General features: G+C 63.4%; 15 protein-coding genes and 3 tRNA genes. 5 read left to right on the forward strand and 13 right to left on the reverse strand.

Annotated elements, in window-relative coordinates; translation table 11 throughout:
* The first annotated feature begins 36 nt into the window (after positions 1-36).
* Complete coding sequence (locus tag ACWKWX_RS10885; protein WP_416426319.1) at positions 37-501, forward strand: outer membrane lipoprotein; 465 nt, start codon at positions 37-39, stop codon at positions 499-501.
* Between the two features lie 63 nt (positions 502-564).
* On the opposite strand, the gene nhaA is transcribed toward ACWKWX_RS10885, so the two are convergent.
* The 4 genes from nhaA to ACWKWX_RS10905 form a co-directional block, all read right to left on the reverse strand.
* Positions 565-1,737 (reverse strand): Na+/H+ antiporter NhaA, encoded by a 1,173-nt coding sequence (gene nhaA, locus ACWKWX_RS10890; RefSeq protein WP_473004160.1) that lies wholly within the window; start codon positions 1,735-1,737, stop codon positions 565-567.
* A gap of 258 nt (positions 1,738-1,995) precedes the next feature.
* Entirely contained in the window at positions 1,996-3,609 is a 1,614-nt protein-coding gene (locus ACWKWX_RS10895; RefSeq protein WP_473004158.1) for an NAD(P)/FAD-dependent oxidoreductase, read from the reverse strand.
* Between the two features lie 113 nt (positions 3,610-3,722).
* Positions 3,723-4,400 (reverse strand): COG3650 family protein, encoded by a 678-nt coding sequence (locus tag ACWKWX_RS10900; protein WP_416426316.1) that lies wholly within the window; start codon positions 4,398-4,400, stop codon positions 3,723-3,725.
* A gap of 62 nt (positions 4,401-4,462) precedes the next feature.
* Complete coding sequence (locus ACWKWX_RS10905; RefSeq protein WP_416426315.1) at positions 4,463-5,062, reverse strand: short chain dehydrogenase; 600 nt, start codon at positions 5,060-5,062, stop codon at positions 4,463-4,465.
* Positions 5,063-5,164: 102 nt separating this feature from the next.
* Between ACWKWX_RS10905 and ACWKWX_RS10910 the strand changes: the two genes are divergently transcribed.
* A complete protein-coding gene (locus tag ACWKWX_RS10910; RefSeq protein ID WP_483827762.1) occupies positions 5,165-6,049 on the forward strand; it encodes a LysR family transcriptional regulator in 885 nt (294 codons plus the stop codon).
* Between the two features lie 148 nt (positions 6,050-6,197).
* Here the strand turns inward: ACWKWX_RS10910 and ACWKWX_RS10915 are convergent, their stop codons facing one another.
* The 5 genes from ACWKWX_RS10915 to ACWKWX_RS10935 form a co-directional block, all read right to left on the reverse strand.
* A complete protein-coding gene (locus ACWKWX_RS10915; RefSeq protein WP_473004154.1) occupies positions 6,198-7,496 on the reverse strand; it encodes a virulence factor family protein in 1,299 nt (432 codons plus the stop codon).
* Positions 7,496-10,072 carry a bifunctional lysylphosphatidylglycerol flippase/synthetase MprF gene (gene mprF, locus ACWKWX_RS10920; protein ID WP_416427452.1) on the reverse strand — a complete coding sequence of 859 codons (2,577 nt, stop codon included), beginning with the start codon at positions 10,070-10,072 and terminating at the stop codon, positions 7,496-7,498. The genes ACWKWX_RS10915 and mprF overlap by 1 nt, the downstream gene beginning before the upstream one ends.
* A 322-nt stretch (positions 10,073-10,394) precedes the next feature.
* Positions 10,395-10,471: transfer RNA gene (locus ACWKWX_RS10925), tRNA-Met, on the reverse strand.
* A 231-nt stretch (positions 10,472-10,702) separates the two neighbouring features.
* Positions 10,703-10,779 (reverse strand) — tRNA-Met (locus tag ACWKWX_RS10930).
* Between the two features lie 198 nt (positions 10,780-10,977).
* Positions 10,978-11,054: transfer RNA gene (locus tag ACWKWX_RS10935), tRNA-Met, on the reverse strand.
* 261 nt (positions 11,055-11,315) lie between these two features.
* Between ACWKWX_RS10935 and dinB the strand changes: the two genes are divergently transcribed.
* Complete coding sequence (gene dinB, locus ACWKWX_RS10940; protein ID WP_416426312.1) at positions 11,316-12,383, forward strand: DNA polymerase IV; 1,068 nt, start codon at positions 11,316-11,318, stop codon at positions 12,381-12,383.
* Between the two features lie 80 nt (positions 12,384-12,463).
* Here dinB and ACWKWX_RS10945 read toward each other — a convergent pair whose 3' ends face one another.
* The 3 genes from ACWKWX_RS10945 to ACWKWX_RS10955 form a co-directional block, all read right to left on the reverse strand.
* Positions 12,464-13,414 (reverse strand): hypothetical protein, encoded by a 951-nt coding sequence (locus tag ACWKWX_RS10945; RefSeq protein ID WP_416426310.1) that lies wholly within the window; start codon positions 13,412-13,414, stop codon positions 12,464-12,466.
* A gap of 18 nt (positions 13,415-13,432) precedes the next feature.
* Positions 13,433-15,148 carry a proline--tRNA ligase gene (locus ACWKWX_RS10950; RefSeq protein ID WP_416426309.1) on the reverse strand — a complete coding sequence of 572 codons (1,716 nt, stop codon included), beginning with the start codon at positions 15,146-15,148 and terminating at the stop codon, positions 13,433-13,435.
* A gap of 164 nt (positions 15,149-15,312) precedes the next feature.
* On the reverse strand, positions 15,313-16,638 hold the full coding sequence (locus ACWKWX_RS10955; protein WP_416426307.1) for an OprD family porin: 1,326 nt from the start codon (positions 16,636-16,638) through the stop codon (positions 15,313-15,315).
* A gap of 912 nt (positions 16,639-17,550) precedes the next feature.
* Here ACWKWX_RS10955 and ACWKWX_RS10960 point away from each other — a divergent pair.
* On the forward strand, positions 17,551-17,988 hold the full coding sequence (locus ACWKWX_RS10960) for an HIT domain-containing protein (RefSeq protein WP_416426305.1): 438 nt from the start codon (positions 17,551-17,553) through the stop codon (positions 17,986-17,988).
* Positions 17,978-18,184 (forward strand): SlyX family protein, encoded by a 207-nt coding sequence (locus ACWKWX_RS10965; RefSeq protein ID WP_416427451.1) that lies wholly within the window; start codon positions 17,978-17,980, stop codon positions 18,182-18,184. Before ACWKWX_RS10960 ends, ACWKWX_RS10965 begins: the two co-directional genes overlap by 11 nt.
* Positions 18,185-18,292: 108 nt before the next feature.
* On the opposite strand, the gene ACWKWX_RS10970 is transcribed toward ACWKWX_RS10965, so the two are convergent.
* Entirely contained in the window at positions 18,293-18,895 is a 603-nt protein-coding gene (locus ACWKWX_RS10970; RefSeq protein WP_416426303.1) for a cold shock domain-containing protein membrane protein, read from the reverse strand.
* Between the last annotated feature and the right edge of the window lie 413 nt (positions 18,896-19,308).

Here is a 19,308-nt window from a genome sequence, read left to right on the forward strand (position 1 = left end):
CGTTTAATGGGCACCTACGCCCCACGGAGAATTTTCATGCGTAAATCCGCACTGCTTCTTGCCTGCTTCACGACTTCGTCCCTGTTCCTGGGTGGTTGCGTCTCCAACCTGCAGGGCGACACCTACTCGCGTGATGAAGCACGTCGTGTGCAAACCGTGCGCATGGGCACCATCGAGTCCCTGCGCCCGGTGAAAATCGAAGGCACCAAGACCCCGATCGGCGCTGGCGCCGGCGCCGTGGTCGGCGGCGTGGCCGGTAGCGCCATCGGTGGCGGCCGTGGCAGCATCATCACTGCCGTGATCGGCGCCGTGGCCGGTGGCCTGGTAGGCTCCGCTGCCGAAGAAGGCATGACCCGCGCCCAGGGCGTGGAAATCACCGTGCGCGAAGACGACGGCAGCATGCGTGCCTACGTGCAGCAGGTGCAGGAAAACGAGATCTTCCGCGTCGGCGAGCGTGTGCGCATCATGACCGTGGACGGTACCAGCCGCGTTTCGCACTGATACCCGCACGCAGCACACGAAAAACCCGGCCTAGGCCGGGTTTTTTTGTGCCGCATGGCCAGGTCAGGCTTTGCGGCTGGCCATCGCCGTCACCGCATAACCGATGAACGCCGCCAGGATCGAGCCCGTCAGGATGCCCATGCGGTCCTCGCCGGCGAACGGGCTTTGCCCCGGCACGTAGGCCAACGAGCCGACGAACAGACTCATGGTAAAGCCGATGCCGCACAGTATCGACACCCCCAGCAGCTGCCTCCAGCTGGCGCCTTCGGGCAGTGCCGCCAGGCCTGCCTTGATCGCCAGCCAGGTCAGGCCGAACACGCCCAGGGTCTTGCCCACCAGCAAGCCGGTGGCGATGCCCAACGGCACGTGGTGGGTGAAGCTTTCCAGGGTCACGCCCGCCAGTGGCACGCCGGCGTTGGCGAAGGCAAACAGCGGCAGGATGGCGTAGGCCACCCAGGGATGCAGGGCATGCTCCAGGCTGCGCGACGGCGATGGCTCGGCGTTGCGGGTGCGCAAGGGAATGCAGAAGGCCAGGGTGACGCCCGCCAGGGTGGCGTGCACCCCGCTCTTGAGCACGCACACCCAAAGGATGGCGCCCACCACCAGGTAGGGCGCCAGCTTCACCACCCCCAGGCGGTTCATGGCGATCAGGGCCAGCAGGCAAGCGCCCGCCAGCATCAGCGCCAGGCTGGAGATGGCCCCCGAATAGAACAGGGCGATGACCACGATGGCGCCCAGGTCGTCGATGATCGCCAGGGTCATGAGGAACAGCTTCAACGACACCGGCACGCGCTTGCCCAGCAGGGCCAGCACGCCCAGGGCGAAGGCAATGTCGGTGGCCATGGGAATGGCCCAGCCACTGAGGGCGGCGGGGTTGTCCTTGTTCAGGGCCCAGAAGATCAGCGCCGGCACCACCATGCCGCCAATGGCTGCGGCGCCCGGCAGGGCTACCTGCGAGACGCTGGACAGCTGGCCCTCCAGCACTTCGCGTTTCACCTCCAGGCCAATAATCAGGAAGAACAGCGCCATCAGCCCGTCGTTGATCCACAGCAGCAGCGGCTTGGCGATTTGCAAGGCGCCAACCTGGGCCACTACCGGCGTGTCGAGGAAACTGTTGTACAGGCCGGAAAGCGGCGAATTGTTGATGATCAGCGCCAGCACGGCGGCCGCGATCAGCAGCAGGCCGCTGGCCGCTTCCAACTGAAAGAAACGTGTCAAAGTACTACGCAGAGGCACGGTCGCGCTCCATCCTGGTGTTCGAAGGGGGACACCCTAACCCGTACCGGCAGTTGTTAAAACAAAAGTTATATTCGTTTTTGTTATAACAAAAATGGCAGGCAAGGCAGGGCAGTGGACCCTAACAGCGAAGGACGCCAGTGGAGATAGGACGTGTCTGATTCGGATGTAGGACATTTCCCGTAGCAGCTGCCGCAGGCTGCGTCTTGAGCACCCAAGTGCTTCGGACGCCGCCTTCGGCAGCTGCTACAGGGAACATCAGGCGTCGATGCCCAGCATGCTGCGGGCTACGGCTTCGGCGATGCGGATGCCGTCCACGCCGGCGGACAGGATGCCACCGGCGTAACCAGCGCCTTCGCCGGCCGGGAACAGGCCCTTGACGTTGAGGCTCTGGAAGCTGGCATCACGGGTGATGCGCAGCGGCGACGAGGTGCGGGTCTCGATGCCGGTGAGGATCGCGTCCGGGCGGGCGAAGCCGCGGATCTGCTTGTCGAAGGCCGGCAGTGCTTCGCGGATCGCCTCGATGGCGAAGGCCGGCAGCGACAGCGCCAGGTCGCCCAGGGACACGCCCGGTTTGTAGGAAGGTTCCACGTCACCCAAGGCCGTGGACGGCGTGTTGGCGATGAAATCGCCCACCAGTTGCGCCGGCGCCTGGTAGTTGCTGCCACCCAGCAGGTAGGCGGTGGACTCCAGCTTTTCCTGCAGCTCGATGCCGGCCAGCGGGCCACCCGGGTAGTCGACTTCCGGGGTAATGCCAACGACGATGCCCGAGTTGGCATTGCGCTCGTTACGCGAGTACTGGCTCATGCCGTTGGTGACCACCCGGCCTGGCTCGGAAGTGGCGGCTACCACGGTGCCGCCCGGGCACATGCAGAAGCTGTACACCGAGCGGCCGTTCTTGGCGTGGTGCACCAGCTTGTAGTCGGCAGCGCCCAGCTTCGGGTGGCCGGCGTACTTGCCCAGGCGCGCCTGGTCGATCAGGCCTTGTGGGTGCTCGATGCGGAAGCCGATGGAGAACGGCTTGGCTTCCATGAACACGCCGCGGGCGTGCAGCATGCGGAAGGTGTCGCGGGCGCTGTGGCCCAGGGCCATGACCACGTGGCGGGACATCAACTGTTCGCCGTTCTCCAGCACCACGCCTTGCAGCTGTTCGTTGTCGATCAGCAGGTCGGTGACCTTGTGCTCGAAACGAATCTCGCCGCCCAGGGCCTCGATCTCCTTGCGCATGGTCTCGACCATGCCCGTGAGACGGAAGGTGCCGATGTGCGGCTTGCTGACGTAGAGGATCTCTTCCGGCGCGCCGGATTTGACGAACTCGTGCAGCACCTTGCGGCCGTGGTGCAGCGGGTCCTTGATCTGGCTGTACAGCTTGCCGTCGGAGAAGGTGCCTGCGCCGCCTTCGCCGAACTGCACGTTGGACTCGGGGTTGAGCACGCTTTTACGCCACAGGCCCCAGGTGTCCTTGGTGCGCTGGCGCACTTCCTTGCCACGCTCCAGCACGATCGGCTTGAAGCCCATCTGCGCCAGCAGCAGGGCGGCGAAGATGCCGCACGGGCCGAAGCCGACCACCAGTGGGCGCTCTTCCAGGCCTTCGGGGGCATGGCCCACCACCTTGTAGCTGACGTCCGGCGCCGGGCCGACGTTGCGGTCCTCGGCGAAGCGCGCCAGCACGGCGGCTTCGTCGCGCACGTTGAGGTCGATGGTGTAGATGAATTGCAGCTCGCTGTTCTTCTTGCGCGCGTCGTAGCTGCGCTTGAACAGGGTGAAGTCCAGCAGATCGGCGTCGGCGATCCCCAGGCGCTGCACGATGGCCGGGCGCAGGGCCTCGTCGGCGTGGTCCAGGGGCAGTTTGAGTTCGGTGATTCGTAACATGACAGGGTCCAATATCCGGGCCACAGGGTTGACCCGGCAGCTTTGCACTAACCGGCCATTATAAGCGTTCGGAGGCGGTTGCCGTCAGGTTTTAACTGCCCGACGGCAGATCTTCAGTCGTTGCGGGCGCCACCGAAGTAGGCGCAGCCCCGGTATGGCTGGTCATTGACGCGCAATTCGGCGCTCATCTGCATCACCCCGCCGGTGGTCGGGTCTACGCAGCGCTGGGGGGCCACCCACAATTCCACCTTCAGGCCGTTGGCCTCGGTACTCAGGCTCAGGCGGCCGTCGGGCAGGGTTTCCTCGACGAAGGGCACGGCCAGCGGTGGCTGGTCGGCGCGGCTCAGTTCCAGGCCCTTGCCGCTGGCGCGCAGCTCCCACTTCGACGGCTCGGTGCCGGCGGCGCGAAGGGTCAGCAGCTTGAAGTTGGGGTCGTTGCAGGCGGTGGTGGAGCGTTCCAGGCGGTAGAACTGGCGCAGGTCGATGGTGCCGTCCAGGCCACCGGTCTTGCTGGCCTCGAAGCGCCCGCGCACGTCGGCGTAGACCTGCCCGGACTTGCCGACGATGCCGGCGGCTTCCTGCAGCACGCCGGTATTGCCGACATCGGTGACGGTGTAGTGGCGCTGTTCGCCGCAGGGCTGGAACAGCAAGTGGCCGTTATTGCCCATCAGCACGCCCTGCATGCGCGTGAGGTCGGCGTGGGAAGGCTGGCTGGGCGCGGAGGCGAACAGCTGGCAACCGGCGAACAGCGGTAGCAGGGCAAAACACAGCAGATTACGGGCAACGCGCATCGGGGGCCTCCTGGTCAGTGGGGCGCACCCTAGCACAGCAGAAGTGAAAATTCTGCGGCCCGCTAGCCGACGATAAACACCTGGCCGGTCTGCAGGCCTTCCACGCTCTTGGCGTAGGCCAGTGCCACCTCGGCAGCGGGCACCGGCTTGTAGCCGCGGAAGTACGGCGCGTAGCTGCCCATGGCTTCCACCAGCACCGTAGGGCTGACGGCGTTGATGCGCAGGCCGCGAGGCAGTTCGATGGCTGCGGCGCGAACGAAGGCGTCCAGCGCGCCGTTGACCATGGCCGCCGAAGCGCCGCTGCGGATCGGGTCGCGGTTGAGAATGCCCGAGGTCAGGGTGAACGAGGCGCCGTCGTTGGCGAACTCGCGGCCGATCAACAGCAGGTTTACCTGCCCCATCAGCTTGTTGTGCAGGCCGAGGCTGAAATCGCTGTCGGTCATTTCCCCCAGTGGCTTGAAGGTGACGCTGCCTACGGCGCTGACCAGGGCATCGAAACGCCCGGTCTGCTCGAACAGTGCGCGGATGGAAGCCGGGTCGCTGATGTCCACCTGGAAGTCACCGCTGGTGCGGCCCACGCGAACGACCTCGTGGCGCTGGGCAAGCTCGCTGGCGATGGCGGAACCGACGGTGCCGCTGGCACCGAGCAACAGAATCTTCATGGCTGAATCCTCGTGGGGAGAGTGTGCGACCAGTGTAGGGATTTGCTTTTTGCGGATAATCCCTCTAATAGGCAACCTTTGGTTTTCGTGTGGAAACAATCCATGAGTGAACTTGATGACCTGGCGGCCTTCGCCGTGCTGGTCGAGGCGGGCACCTTTACCCGGGCCGCCGAGCAGCTGGGCTGGAGCAAGGGGCAGCTGTCCAAGCGCATCAGCGCCCTGGAGGCCGGCCACGGCGTGCAACTGCTGCACCGCAGCACCCGGCGTTTGAGCCTTACAGCGGCGGGCGCGGCGCTGTTGCCGGAGGCGCAGGCCCTTGTGGCGCAGATGCAGCGCGCCCATCGGGCTTTGGCGCAGCTCAAGGACGAGCTGGCCGGGCCGGTGCGGCTGACGGTGCCGGTGTCCCTGGGCGAGACTTTTTTCGAAGGGTTGCTGCTGGCGCTGGGCCGCGATTACCCGCAGATCAACCTGGAACTGGACCTGAGCAACGCCTACCGCGACCTGGCCCGCGAGGGCTTTGACCTGGCGGTGCGCGAGAGCGTGGCCAGCGACGAGCGCCTGGTGGCGCGGCCGCTGTTGACCATGCAGGAGATTACCTGCGCCAGCCCGGCCTACCTGGCTGCGCGGCCGGCCCCGCAAACCCCGCAGGACCTGGCCGCGCACGCCTGCCTGCTCAACAGCCACTACAGTGGACGGGAGGAGTGGCGCTACCACCTGCAGCATGAGCTGATCCGCGTGGCCGTGGCCGGGCCGTTCGCCAGCAACCATTACAGCCTGCTGAAGAAAGCTGCGCTGGCGGGGGCCGGGGTGGCCAGGTTGCCGTCATACATGCTGCACGAGGACCTGGCAGAGGGCAGGTTGGTGTGGCTGCTGCGTGAGTACCAGACCTCCAGCGCGCCGTTGTTCCTAGTGCATCCTTACCAGGGTGGCTTGCCACGCCGGGTGCAGGTGGTGGCGGATTACCTGACGGCCTGGTCGACGCAGTAGGCGGTGGCTGTAATTGTCCTTGTGGGAGCTGGCTTGCCAGCGAGCTTTTGGGGCCTCAACAGCTCGCTGGCAAGCCAGCTCCCACAAGTTGGTTGTGCGAACAAAAAAGCCTCCACAAGGGAGGCTTTTTTAACGGTGGGGCAGGGCCTTAGTTGGCCTTGGCCACCGGTGGCTTGCCTTGCAGCTTCTCGATGGCGTCGATCAGGCGCTTGGCCAGCGCCGGGTAATCTTCATCGAAGTGGTGGCCGCCAGGCAGCTTGAGGGTCTCGCCGGTGTAGGTCTTGTTGTCGGTGCAGCCGGTTTCATCGGCCTCCTCGACACCGTACACGCACAGAATCTTGTTCTGCGGCATCTTGGCGATTTCCGGCCCGGTCGGTGCTTCCTTGCCGGCGTTGCCCAGCCAACCCTCGACCTCGATCTCGAAGCTGCCGCTGCGGGCGAAGGCCAGCAGCAGCACGCCGTCGATGCGCTTCTGGTCATCGGCCGGCAGGCGGTTGTAGGTCGCAGGCAGCACGTCGGCGCCGAACGAATAACCGGCCAGGATGAAGCGCTTGGTGCCCCACTTCTGGCGATAGTGCAGCATCAGCGCGGACAGGTCCTCGGCGCTTTGCTCAGGCGTCTTGTGCTGCCAGTAGTAGCGCAGCATGTCGATGCCCACCACCGGGTAGCCCATCTTCGCCATCTCGCCCGCAACGTCGCGGTCCAGGTCGCGCCAGCCGCCGTCGCCGGACAGGAACAGGGTCACGGTGTCGGTGGCCTGGCCAGCCGGCACTTCCACCACGGGCATGCTCAGGGCGTCCTTGTTGTCACCCACCAGCAGCTTGGTCAGCTCGTTCTTGAGCACCTGCGGCAGGTGCACGTCGTAGTCGCTGATGCTGGTCTCGGCGTTGGGGGTGTCGCGCACGAACGAGGCGCTGGCGTCGTCCGGGTTGTCGTTCCAGGCGACGATCCAGTGGCCGTGGTCGGCCTTCTTCGGCAGCGGGGTGGCACAGCCAGGCTGTTCCAGGCTGAAGCCCACCGACACGGCGGTGGCCTTGTCGTCGGTCTGCTTGGCCAGCCATGACCAGGCTTCGGCCGCGCCGGAGCCAATGCCGCCGAACACGGTCACCGGGCCGTCCAGGTGCTGGGCGGCGGCCTTGATGTCGTTTTCCTGCTCGTCGCAGTCGGACTTGGCCAACAGTACCTGCACCAACTGCGCCGAGCCGTCCTTGCTGAGGTCGGTCAGTTGCTTGTCGGTCAGCGCCTGTTCGGCCGGCACCGACAGCACGACCCGGGCCTTGATGTGGCTGCCGGGGGTGACCAGGGTCACGGTGTTGCCGTCGTCCAGCTTCACCTGTTCTAGAAGGGGCGCGGGGGCGGGGCGGTTCATGTACCAGTAGACCGCCGCGGCGCCAGCGATCACTACCACCACGACCGCCAGCCCTTTACGCCAGTTGCGTCGAATCATCAGCGTTTCACCAATCCTGTCAGGCCGCCCGCGATAAGGGCGGCGGTATCGGCCAGTGCCACCAGCGGATCGAGTCCTGCGGGCACGGCCATGTAACGGGGTTCCCAGTCGGGCTGGAATTTATCCTTGAAGCGCCGCAGGCCCTGGAAGTTGTAGAGCTGCTCGCCACGGCGGAACACCATCGAACCCAGGCGCTGGGTCAGCGGTGCGCCGCGACGTGGTTGCAGGCCCGACAACGGCACCATGCCCAGGCTGAAGCGCGCGTAACCATGACTCTTATAATGTTGAATCAGGCCGACCATCATGAACTCCATGGTCAGCTTTGGTGCCTCGGGGTGTGCGCGCATCAGGTCGAGACTGGCCAGCTCATGGCTGTGGGTCTCGAGCAGGTTGGCGAACGCCACGGGGCGTCCCTCGAAATGAATGATTGCAATACGAAAATGCTGCAGGTACTCCGGGCTGAAACGACCCAGGGAGAAGCCTTTTTCCCGAACGTTCTTGCCGGTCAGCCAGGCATCGGAAATCACCTTCAGCTCGTCCAGCGGCGCCTGGCCCGGTTCGTGGATCTCCAGCGACAGGCCGTCGCGGGTACCGCGGTTCCAGGTGTAGCGCAGGTCCTTCATCTCCTTGCCCTTGGCTTCCAGGTCGAAGCGTTCCAGGTCCACCCGGGCTTCCTCGCCCAGCTTGATCGCAGTCAGGCCGATGTCCATGTAGAACGGCAGGTTCTCGGCACGCACCTGGTAAAACACCGGGCGGGCATGATGGAAATCGCACAGGTCACGGAACTGCCAGATCATTTCCGCCCGTTGCTGGGTCGAGCCAATGGGGTCGTACAGCGCCACCAGGCTCCGCCCGCGGCGGGCGTACATCATGAAGGCGTTATCGTTGGGGTGGAAGAGCAGGGCCTTGTCACCCGTCAGCGCCAGGCCACCGTCCGGCTGATCGGAGGTCATCAGGATCTTCGCCGCCTTGTGCAGTTCCTCACTGTCGGGCAGGTGGATCACCGGCCGCGCAGTGCGCAGCAGCCAGGTCAGGGCGACGATCACCAGCAGCACGGCGCTGCCCAGGGCCGAACGCAGGCCGCGCGGGGCGTCGGCGTCGAGGGTGAACTGCCACCACAGTTGATGTTTGTACGGAATGTCCTGGTAGGCGAACAGCAGCAGCCAGATCGAGGCACCGACCACGCAGGCGCTGGCCATCAGGTAGAACGGCGAGAACGGCAGCTCCAGCAGGCGGCTGGGGCGGTAGAACGAGCGGCGGAAGATCGCCAGCAGGCCCGCCGTGAAGATCAGCAGGCTGGCTTCCTCCCAGTCAAAGCCCTTGAGCAGCGACAGCAGCGCGCCCACCAGCAGCAAGGTGGTGGTCAGCATCCACGCGGCGGACAGGCGCCGGCGCAGGCCCTGGGCCAGCAGCAGGCACAGCACGCCGATCAGGCTGGCGCCGAAGTGCGAGGCGTCGATCAGGCGGTGGGGGATCAGGAAGCCCAGGTGCTCCAGGCGCGTATCGATTTCCGGGGTGGCGCCCGAGAACAGCAGCACCACGCCGGACAGGAACACCAGCAGCGCCAGGATCGGCGCCGCCATGCCCGAGGCCACGCGAATGGCCTGCTGGGCGAAGAAGAAGCGCTTGGCTTCGGTGGCCAGCAGCACGATACAGGCCAGCAGCAGCGGCAGCATCACGTAGATCAGGCGGTACAGCAGCAGGGCGGCGGCCAGGGGCGCGGCGCCCAGTTCGTTGGTGAACGCGGCCAGCAGGATGGCCTCGAACACGCCAACCCCGCCCGGCACGTGGCTGAGCACGCCAGCCGCCAGGGCCAGCAGGTACACCAGCACGAAGGCGCCGAACGGCGGCGCTTCGGGCAACAGCAGGTACAGCACGGTAGCGGCCAGCAACACGTCGAGGGCGGTGATCACCAGTTGCAGCAGGGTCAGGCGCACGCCCGGCAGGCGCAGGGTGCGACGGCCGACCTTGACCAGCAGGTTGTCCGCAATCGGTTGCTCGCCCAGGCGGCGGCGATAGATGCCGGCGGCCAGCAGCAGAGTCAGGGCAATCACGGCACCCGCGATGGCGCCCAGCACGCCGGGGGCGATGTGCAAGGCGGCGGATGCGGCCGGCAGATTGCTGAGGGTGGCCAGGGCAGCCAAGGGCGGCAGGGCGCAGCCCAGCGACAGGCTGGCGAACAGGGTCATGCGCGCCACTTCGGCGGCGCCGATGCCGTGGCGAGCGTACAGGCGGTAACGCACCGAGCCACCGGACAGCAGCGACAGGCCGATGGCATTGCCAATGGCGAACGCGGTGAAGCCGCCCAGCACCAGGGTACGGCGTGGCAGGGTCACGGCAGCGTAGCGGCTGGCCGACCATTCATAGCCCAGCAGCACGACGAAACCGGCGGCGGCTGCGGCCAATGCACCGAACAGGGAAGCCTTGGGCGTGCTCAATACCGAATCATGCAGGGCATAGATGTCGAGTTCCGCCAGCAGGTGGCGGCAGGCGATCAGGGCGATACCGAACAGCAACAGGGTTACGACCAGGCCGATGGGTTGGCGGTACTTGCTCAGCAGTTCCAGCCAGCGCATTTTGCTTGGGTTCAACGGATGTGGGGCAGTCACGGTTTCAGGCAGTTCTGGCGAGTCGGGGCGCATCAATCACCTCGTGGATTGTGCGCAACAGGATGAAGGTATCCAGTCAAGTTACCAATCCCTATACAAAAATAATTCGGAATATATTAACCCGTTTGACCTTTTATCGGGCTCGGACGCTTTATCTATAGGGGAAGTTTCATGTTTCTTCCACCTGCAGGTCCCGCAAGGGTGGACAACAATACGGCAGGTTTGTGCCGATTTTATTTCTGCGCGCAAACGAAAAAGGCCACTCTTGCGAGTGGCCTTCTACGATATTTGGTTGCGGGAGCCGGATTTGAACCGACGACCTTCGGGTTATGAGCCCGACGAGCTACCAGACTGCTCCATCCCGCGTCTGTGGGGGCGGATTCTACAGCACGGCGGCCGGGTGTCAACCGTTAATCCAGTGCTGCGACAAACTGGCGCGCTTTAGGCAAGTCTTTGAAGTGCTTAGGAATTCATCAATCTCCGTAGCAGCTGCCGAAGGCTGCGTCCAGGAGCGGCGCAGCCTTCGGCAGCTGCTACGGGATGCAAAATACACGCGCACAAAAAAGGCCACTTTTTCAAGTGGCCTTCTTTGATGTTTGGTTGCGGGAGCCGGATTTGAACCGACGACCTTCGGGTTATGAGCCCGACGAGCTACCAGACTGCTCCATCCCGCGTCTGTGGGGGCGGATTCTACAGCACAGCGGCAGTGTGTCAACCGTTAACTCCTTGAACTACCAAATAATTCCCGTAGCAGCTGCCGAAGGCTGCGTCCAGGAGCAACGCAGCCTTCGGCAGCTGCTACGGGGGAGCGTATTATTTGAAACAAGCGGAAACAAAAAAGGCCACTTTTTCAAGTGGCCTTCTTCGATGTTTGGTTGCGGGAGCCGGATTTGAACCGACGACCTTCGGGTTATGAGCCCGACGAGCTACCAGACTGCTCCATCCCGCGTCTGTGGGATTGATTCTACAGACTTCCCCAGGCGTGTCAAACGCCCGCTGCAGGAAAAGTCTTTTCGTTCAAGCGCTTAGCACTTCGAAAAAAGGCTGCGAGGCAGGCGGGGCGGGGGTTTCAGCCCTATCGCAAGGCGCTGTTCAATTAAAAAAATAAATATCGGATCCGCCTTGGGTTCGCCATGGCGGCAGGCTGGGTGAGATACTGGTCAGCGTTTCGTACGAAAACGCCTCCTTTATACACAGACACATTTTGGCCATGACGCAGCGCAAAATCATCCACGTCGACTGTGACTGCTTCTACGCCGCCATCGAAATGCGCGACGACCCCAGCCTGGCCGGCAAGCCCTTGGCTGTGGGCGGCTCGGCGGACCGGCGCGGCGTGATAGCGACCTGCAACTACGAGGCCCGCGCCTATGGCGTGCGTTCGGCCATGTCGTCGCGCCACGCGCTCAAGTTGTGCCCCGACCTGACCATCGTCAAGCCGCGCATGGAGGCCTATAAGGAAGCGTCGCGGGAAATTCATGGCATTTTCCGCGAGTACACCGAGCTGATCGAGCCGCTGTCGCTGGACGAGGCCTACCTGGACGTGTCGGAGTGCGCGCACTTTGCCGGCAGCGCCACCCGCATTGCCGAGGATATTCGCCGCAAGGTGTCGCGGCGGTTGCACATCACCGTCTCGGCCGGGGTTGCACCCAACAAGTTTCTCGCCAAGATCGCCAGTGACTGGCGCAAGCCCAACGGCCTGTTTGTGGTGACGCCGCGGGAGGTGGAGGACTTTGTAGCCGCCTTGCCGGTCAGCAAGCTGCATGGCGTGGGCAAGGTCACCGCCGACAAGCTGGCACGCCTGGGCATCAGCAGCTGCCTGGAGCTGCGGGACTGGAGCAAGCTGGCCCTGGTGCGCGAGTTCGGCAGCTTTGGCGAGCGGTTGTGGGGGCTGGCCCGTGGCATCGATGAGCGCCCGGTGCACAACGACAGCCGCCGGCAGTCGATCAGCGTGGAAAACACCTACGACACTGACCTGCCGGACGTGGAGGCCTGCCTGGCGAAATTGCCGGAGCTGATGGAAACCCTGGCCACGCGCATGGCGCGCATCGACAGCAGCTACAAGCCGGGCAAGCCGTTCGTGAAGGTCAAGTTTCATGATTTCAGCCAGACCACCCTGGAGCAGGCGGGGGCGGGCAGGGACCTGGACAGCTACCGGCAGCTGTTGAGCCAGGCGGTGGCGCGCGGCGGCAAGCCAGTGCGCCTGCTGGGAATTGGTGTGCGCCTGCAGGACCTGCGTGGCGCGTTGGAGCAGTTGGAGTTGTTTGGTGAGAATGGGTAACGGCTGGACGCCGCCTGGCGGCAGCTGCTACATGCGATCCCGTAGCAGCGGCCGCAGGCCGCGTCCATCGGCGTCCCGGGCTACAGGCCGGGATCGGCCACCAGGCGCCCCGCGTCGCGGGTCAGCGAGCGCAGGAATTGCTGTTGCAGTTCCGGATCGTTGCGGGTCAGCTCGATCAGGCTCTGCTCCAGTTCGCTGGCTTCCTCTTCCATGCCCAGGTCCGACAGGCGCTTGACCCGGTGCACCCACTGGCGCACGTCCTCGCCTTCGAGGTCGTCGTAGATCAGGCCATGGGCCTCCACCAGCTTGCCGCGCAGGTCACTGCCCAGCCCCAGCGTCGCATCGGCGCGCACGTTGTCGTCGGCGTCCTCGACACTGATCTTCAGCTGGTTGACGTTCTTCAGGTCCTGGTCAGCGAAGGGGCTGTCCAGCAGGTTGATCTTGAGCACGCCGTTGCGGTCGGTGGTCAGCTCATAGGTCTGCTTGCCCGACTGCACGTCCACCGGGCGCTCGCTCCAGGGCAGGCTGGTGGTTTCCAGGCGCTTGTCTTTCTGCACCTGGTCGACACCCGCGAGATTCTGTTGCGCGCGGCCGTTGGACTGCACGTTCATGAACGGGTTGAGGCCGGCGAAACCGTAGTTGATCCAATCCTTGGTGACGCTGTCAGGCAGTTGCCCGAACATCAGCACGTTCACCACGTTGGCGCCGACGCCGGCGACTACCGCCACCGCGCCCAACGGCACTTCGTACAACTCGCGCCAGGGCTGGTAGGGCGTGTAGCGATCGTAACGGCGGGTTACCTCGAACTCGGTGACTTCGAAGGTTTTCTGTTCATGGATGCGCACCCGCCGTTGCGGCAGCTCCAGGGCCGCCGGGCTGCCGGCGTCGATCTGCAGGCTGTGGTCGATCAGCTTGCGCTCCACGCGCTCGTCATGTTCGCTGCGCTGGGACATGTGGTTGGCACAGCCGCCCAGCAGCAGGGCACCGCACAAGGCGGTGCTCCCCAGTTTTAAGCCACTTCGCTTGTACATGGTTTCCCTGAGTCTGGATCAGCGACGCACGCGGGCCTGGATGAACGACAGCACGTCGGCGACCGGAATGGCCTGGGCCTCGCCTTCGGTGCGGCTCTTGTATTCCAGGTTGCCTTCGGCCAGGCCGCGGTCGCTGACGACGATGCGATGCGGAATGCCGATCAGCTCCATGTCGGCGAACTTGATGCCGGGGCTGGTCTTCTTGTCGCGGTCGTCCAGCAGCACCTCGAAGCCTGCGGCGGTCAGGTCGGCGTACAGCTTGTCAGTCGCCTCGCGAACCTGCTCGGTTTCGTAGCGCAGCGGTACCAGGGCGATCTGGAACGGCGCCAGGGTGTCGTTCCAGATAATGCCGCCGGCGTCGTTGTTCTGCTCGATGGCCGCAGCCACCACGCGCGACACGCCAATGCCGTAGCAACCCATGGTCAGGGTGACCGGCTTGCCGTTCTCGCCCAGCACCTGGCACTTCATCGCTTCGCTGTACTTGGTGCCCAGTTGGAAGATGTGGCCCACTTCGATGCCGCGCTTGATCACCAGGGTGCCCTGGCCGTCCGGGCTTGGGTCGCCCTCTACGACGTTGCGCAGGTCGGCGACTTCCGGCAGCGGCAGGTCGCGCTCCCAGTTCACGCCGAAGTAGTGCTTGTCGTCGATGTTGGCGCCCACGCCGAAGTCGCTCATCAGCGCCACGGAGCGGTCGATGATGCACGGCAGCGGCAGGTTCAGCGGGCCCAGGGAGCCAGCGCCGGCGCCGATGGCGTCACGCAGTTCGGCGTCGCTGGCCATGACCAGCGGGCTGGCAACCAGTGGGTGGTTGCCGGCCTTGATTTCGTTCAGCTCGTGGTCGCCACGGACCACCAGGGCGATCAGCTTGCCTTCTTCGGCGGCGTGCACGATCAAGGTCTTGACGGTCTTCTCGATGGCCAGGCCGAAGTTTTCCACCAGCTCGGCGATGGTCTTGGCGTTCGGCGTGTCGACCAGGCGCAGTTCCTCGGTGGCGGCGCCACGTACGGTTTCGCGCGGGATGGCCTCGGCCTTCTCGATGTTGGCGGCGTAGTCGGACGTGTCGCTGAAGACGATATCGTCTTCACCGGACTCGGCCAGCACGTGGAACTCGTGGGAGCCGGCGCCGCCGATCGAGCCGTTGTCGGCTTCCACCGGGCGGAACTTCAGGCCCAGGCGGGTGAACACGTTGCAGTAGGCCTGGTGCATGCGGTCATAGGTCTGCTGCAGCGAGGCCTGGTCGGCGTGGAAGGAGTAGGCATCCTTCATGATGAATTCGCGGCCGCGCATCAAGCCGAAGCGTGGACGGATCTCGTCACGGAATTTGGTCTGGATCTGGTACAGGTTGATCGGCAGCTGCTTGTAGCTGTTGAGCTCGTTGCGCGCCAGGTCAGTGATGACTTCTTCGTGGGTTGGGCCGGCGCAGAAATCACGACCGTGGCGGTCGTTCAGGCGCAGCAGCTCAGGGCCATACTGTTCCCAGCGGCCCGATTCCTGCCACAGCTCGGCAGGCTGGATGCCGGGCATCAGCACTTCCAGGGCGCCGGCGGCGTCCATTTCCTCGCGCACGATGTTTTCCACCTTGCGCATCACGCGCAGGCCCATCGGCAGCCAGGTGTACAGGCCCGAGGCAAGCTTGCGGATCATGCCGGCGCGCAGCATCAGCTGATGGCTGATGACGACCGCGTCGTTGGGGATTTCTTTCTGGGTGGCGAGCAAATATTGACTGGTGCGCATGATAGGCCGTGTCTGTTGCTGAATTTTATCGAAGCTGGGCATTGTACGGTGCACGCCCGGCGACGTACAGGGTAGCGGTCATGAGGTGTCGCGAGCAAAAGAAAGCCCGGCGTGCGCCGGGCTTCTTTATATAGCTGTCGTTACCGCTGGCGAGTGCCCTGTGGTTACAGGATCGACAGTGGGTAGTCGACGATCAGGCGGAACTCGTCGACGTTGCCTTCGGCCTGGTCGGCGTTGCCGCGGTGCCAGGCTTGGCGGATACGGAAGGACAGGTCTTTGGCTGGGCCTTCCTGTACTACGTATTTGGCCTCGACGTTGGTCTCGTGGTGCTTGCCGTCTTCACCGTAGCCGTAGGCGCGGTAAGGGCTGTCAGCAGCCATCTTGGTGCCGTCGATGTCATCACCGTGGGCGTAACGGGCCATGAAGCTCAGGCCAGGCACGCCGAAGGTAGCCATGTTCAGGTCATAACGAGCCTGGAACGATTTCTCGCCTGGGCCGTTGAAGTCGGAGTATTGGATGGAGTTGGCGAGGAAGATCGAGTCGCCACCGCGGTTGTTGTCACCCACACCGATGTAGTCGAACGGGGTGTCGCCGTTGACCTTCTGGAAGCCCAGGGTAATGGTGTGTGCCGACAGGAACGAGTAGGCAGCCGACAGCGAGAACGTGTTGTTGTCGATGGTGCCTGCTTTCGCGCTACCGGTGTCGGTGGTGCGGTAGTAGTTGAAGTCGAAGGTCAGCGACTGGGTATCAGCCAGTGGCAGCACGTAGTTCAGGTTGGTGTAGTACTGGTTCCAGATGTCTTCCAGCTTGGCGCCATACAGCGAAGCGGTGAAGTTGTCGTTGAACGCATACTTGCCGCCAGCGTAGTCGATCGAGTCGGCTGGCACGTTGGCGTAGGTGGCCCAGAGGGAGCCATCACGGTTGGTGCTGCTTTCGCTCGAAGCCGAGTAGAAGTGACCGCCTTCCAGGTCCAGGCCCTTGATCTCGCTGCTCATCAGGGAGATACCCGACGCGGTCTGCGGGGTCAGGCGCGAGCCGCCCACGGCGAATACCGGCGCGGTGCTTGGCTGCTGGTCACCGATTTTCAACATGGTCTTGGAGACGCGGAACTTGATCGCGGCGCCGGCCTTGCCGTAGCTGTCGTTCGGGCCGTCTTCGCCCACGGTCAGGTTGTTGGTGCCGGTGGTGCCTTTGGAGCCGTCCAGTTTCAGGCCCAGGTAGCCGAACGCATCGATACCGACGCCGATGGTGCCTTGGGTGAAGCCGGAGGTGAATACGCCCTGGATGCCCTGGGTCCAGTCAGCCGACTTGTGGTCGGAACCGAACGAGTAGCGGTTGAAGTAGTAGTTGCGCAGCAGCATGTTCAGGGTGGCGTCTTCGACGAAGCCCTTCGAGTCTGCTTGATCGCTAACGAATGCTGCGGCGCTGGCCAGCTGCGTGCTAGCCGCGGTAACTGCCAGTGCGATTGCGCTCCACTTAATCACTTTCATCGTGATTTGCTCCTTTGGTTTTTAGGAAGAGTACTGCCGTCCCACCTGGTTTATTATCTGGGCGGCTCTTTCTTTTTGTGTCGGCGTGAACTTATATCACGCTGACGCTTTATGGCGATACTTCTAAGCTCAATCGTCCGGCTTCTTCTCGAGCCTGTCGCAAAAACTTCCGTCCGTGTCGCAAACCACAGCTTCGGGTAACACAAGCTGCACAACTACAGCGCTGTTTTCAAGGGGGCGAGCATAGGAAAAATGGTTCTAAGCTCCTGCCTGAAAACTCCTTGGTCTTCCGTGCAGCTGTTGTTATTTGTCGCAAGTCATCCCGTCCCGGGCTGCCTGCCGACTTGGGTGGGTAGGAATGCAACAAGCGCGCCCAAACGTGCCAGAGCATGACATTTCTTTCACTTTTTTTGCGGTAGGGCCCTGCCGCCTCATGAAATCGGGGGTGCGCCGGGGAACTTGACGCGGTGGTGAAGATCGGGTGCGCTTCCAGGGCGTGACGGAAACGTTACCGTTGTCGTGCGCAAGTGGGAACTTGGCGGATGACTGGCGCACTGGCATTACTCACTCCGGTCTATTTTGGTGCGAAAAGTAGCGGTTGCCCCAGGCAGCCTAGCCCACAGTTGCACTTTGGCAAACCGCCCCGCCGGACGGGAGTGTTTCCGAATTAAACGATTGCGCGGCGGGCTCTGGCGGGAGGTGAGGGGCCGGCCAAAAAACCTTGAAGGGAAGGTGGTTTTTTGGTGCGTCACGCACTGTAGTGGTGCGATTTTCAAAGGTCCTGGCGACCCTTCTCCGGAGGCGCCAGCACGTTCTCCGTGAACGCAGGAGTGATCGCGGGTATCCTGTCGGTGCATGGTCCCTCCTGGTTCATGGGGCTAAAAAAATTTTCACCTTGCCGGAGATCTCGCGGTGTTTTCTTTAGATTCGCGCCTGCAGCACGACACCCACGTCATAGGGGATTTTCCCCTGAGCCGGCTGCTGCTGAGCAACGACGCCAACTATCCATGGTTTATCCTGGTGCCACGCCGCGACGGTATCAGCGAGCTGTTTCAGCTCAATGACACCGAGCAACTGCAACTGTGGGAAGAAACCAACTCTCTGGCGAAACTTCTTCACCAACATTTCTCAGCCGACAAGATGAATGTCGCCACCCTGGGCAACGTTGTCAGTCAGTTACATATGCACGTCATAGTTCGTTACAAGGAAGATGCCGCATGGCCGGCGCCGGTCTGGGGCAAAGTTGTTGGCCAGCCTTACAGCGCAGAACAAGTAGTGGCTATTCGCGAGCGGCTGAAAGGGCTGTTGCCGGCAGACTTCGTGTTCCTGGAGGCTCATGATGACGCTTGAGGCGCGGGTAATGGAGCTGGAGAGTCGCCTGGCGTTCCAGGATGACACCATCCAGGCGCTCAACGACGAGCTGGTGCAGCAGCAGCGGCAAGTGGAGCGCCTGCAGTTGCAGATGGCCGCCTTGCTCAAGCGCCAGGAGGAGATGGTGGGGCAGTTCGGTGTCAGTGAGCATGAGGCGCCGCCGCCGCACTATTGAGCGCCGCCCCGTCGCGGTGTCCGGGACGCTGCCTGGCGGCAGCTGCTACGGGGGGGATTTGCAGGCATAAAAAAACCGCGCCAGGCGCGGTTTTTTTGTGGCTGGCGATCAGCGCCGCGGCGAGGCGGCGATCACGTCTTCGGCCTGCAGGCCCTTGTCGCGGTTCATGACCGAGAACTCGACGCGCTGGCCTTCGACCAATACACGGTGGCCCTCGCCACGAATGGCGCGAAAGTGCACGAAGATGTCATCGCCCGAATCGCGGGAGATAAAGCCGAACCCCTTGGAAGTATTGAACCACTTCACGGTGCCGGTATCGCGGTTGCTCATGTCGTAGGACGGCGCGGCAGCGGCAGGCGACGACTTGTAGAAGCTGACCGCCAGGTGTACCAGCACCGCCAGCACCGCGCAGGCCAGGCCTGGCAGTTGCGCCGGGAAGCCGGCGATGGTCGGCCATTCGGCCAGCAGGGCCACGGTCTGCGTCACTACGGCCAGGATCAGCAGCACGCTGACCAGGTTTTGCGCCTGATGGCGAGGGCCTTTGTTCCAGTAGGGAATCACTGGGGCCAGGGTCAGGTTGAGCAGGCCGAACAGTGCCAGGTAGATAGCTTCGGGTTGTTGCAGGTAAGGCACGGCTTCGGCCCGCAGGCTGGGTATGAACGACAGCAGCAAGGCTGCAGCGCCCGTTAGGAGGTGAACAATTTTCAACATTTTATTTAACTCACGTTCAGACGGATCACGAGGAAGAGCTGGCACGACACGGTGCGCATCGGAACAAAATGAGACGCAGTTCACGGGGCGGGCTCAGCCTGTGCGCACGCACGCAATGAAGGTGTACGTGGCACAGGTGTTCTATTTAACAGCAAAGCCGGTAGGTACTCAAATCAGCGCACCGGACGGTCATTTCGACGACGAGTCACCAAACGTTTGCGGTCTGCCAGCAGGGTGGTGTGGCGCTGCAATAAGAACAGGCTGCTGATGTTGTAGGGGGCGCGCCATTTACCGGTAGGGCTACTTGTTGGTCGGCGATTAAAACATTCGGTTGGCGCGCGCGTGGTGAGCCGCTCGCAGCGAAGTCGGGCGTCGGCCTGCAGGCACCAGCCAGCTTGGCTTTAAGCTGCATG

The sequence above is a fragment of the Pseudomonas imperatae genome (genome assembly GCF_057128625.1).

Bases quoted from the DNA above. Each gene is read 5' to 3' on its own strand.
- ACWKWX_RS10885 (WP_416426319.1), top strand. From the start codon at position 37: ATGCGTAAATCCGCACTGCTTCTTGCCTGCTTCACGACTTCGTCCCTG.
- ACWKWX_RS10895 (WP_473004158.1), bottom strand. From the start codon at position 3,609: ATGTTACGAATCACCGAACTCAAACTGCCCCTGGACCACGCCGACGAG.
- ACWKWX_RS10900 (WP_416426316.1), bottom strand. From the start codon at position 4,400: ATGCGCGTTGCCCGTAATCTGCTGTGTTTTGCCCTGCTACCGCTGTTC.
- ACWKWX_RS10905 (WP_416426315.1), bottom strand. From the start codon at position 5,062: ATGAAGATTCTGTTGCTCGGTGCCAGCGGCACCGTCGGTTCCGCCATC.
- ACWKWX_RS10910 (WP_483827762.1), top strand. From the start codon at position 5,165: ATGAGTGAACTTGATGACCTGGCGGCCTTCGCCGTGCTGGTCGAGGCG.
- ACWKWX_RS10915 (WP_473004154.1), bottom strand. From the start codon at position 7,496: ATGATTCGACGCAACTGGCGTAAAGGGCTGGCGGTCGTGGTGGTAGTG.
- mprF (WP_416427452.1), bottom strand. From the start codon at position 10,072: ATGCGCTGGCTGGAACTGCTGAGCAAGTACCGCCAACCCATCGGCCTG.
- dinB (WP_416426312.1), top strand. From the start codon at position 11,316: ATGACGCAGCGCAAAATCATCCACGTCGACTGTGACTGCTTCTACGCC.
- ACWKWX_RS10945 (WP_416426310.1), bottom strand. From the start codon at position 13,414: ATGTACAAGCGAAGTGGCTTAAAACTGGGGAGCACCGCCTTGTGCGGT.
- ACWKWX_RS10950 (WP_416426309.1), bottom strand. From the start codon at position 15,148: ATGCGCACCAGTCAATATTTGCTCGCCACCCAGAAAGAAATCCCCAAC.
- ACWKWX_RS10955 (WP_416426307.1), bottom strand. From the start codon at position 16,638: ATGAAAGTGATTAAGTGGAGCGCAATCGCACTGGCAGTTACCGCGGCT.
- ACWKWX_RS10965 (WP_416427451.1), top strand. From the start codon at position 17,978: ATGACGCTTGAGGCGCGGGTAATGGAGCTGGAGAGTCGCCTGGCGTTC.
- ACWKWX_RS10970 (WP_416426303.1), bottom strand. From the start codon at position 18,895: ATGTTGAAAATTGTTCACCTCCTAACGGGCGCTGCAGCCTTGCTGCTG.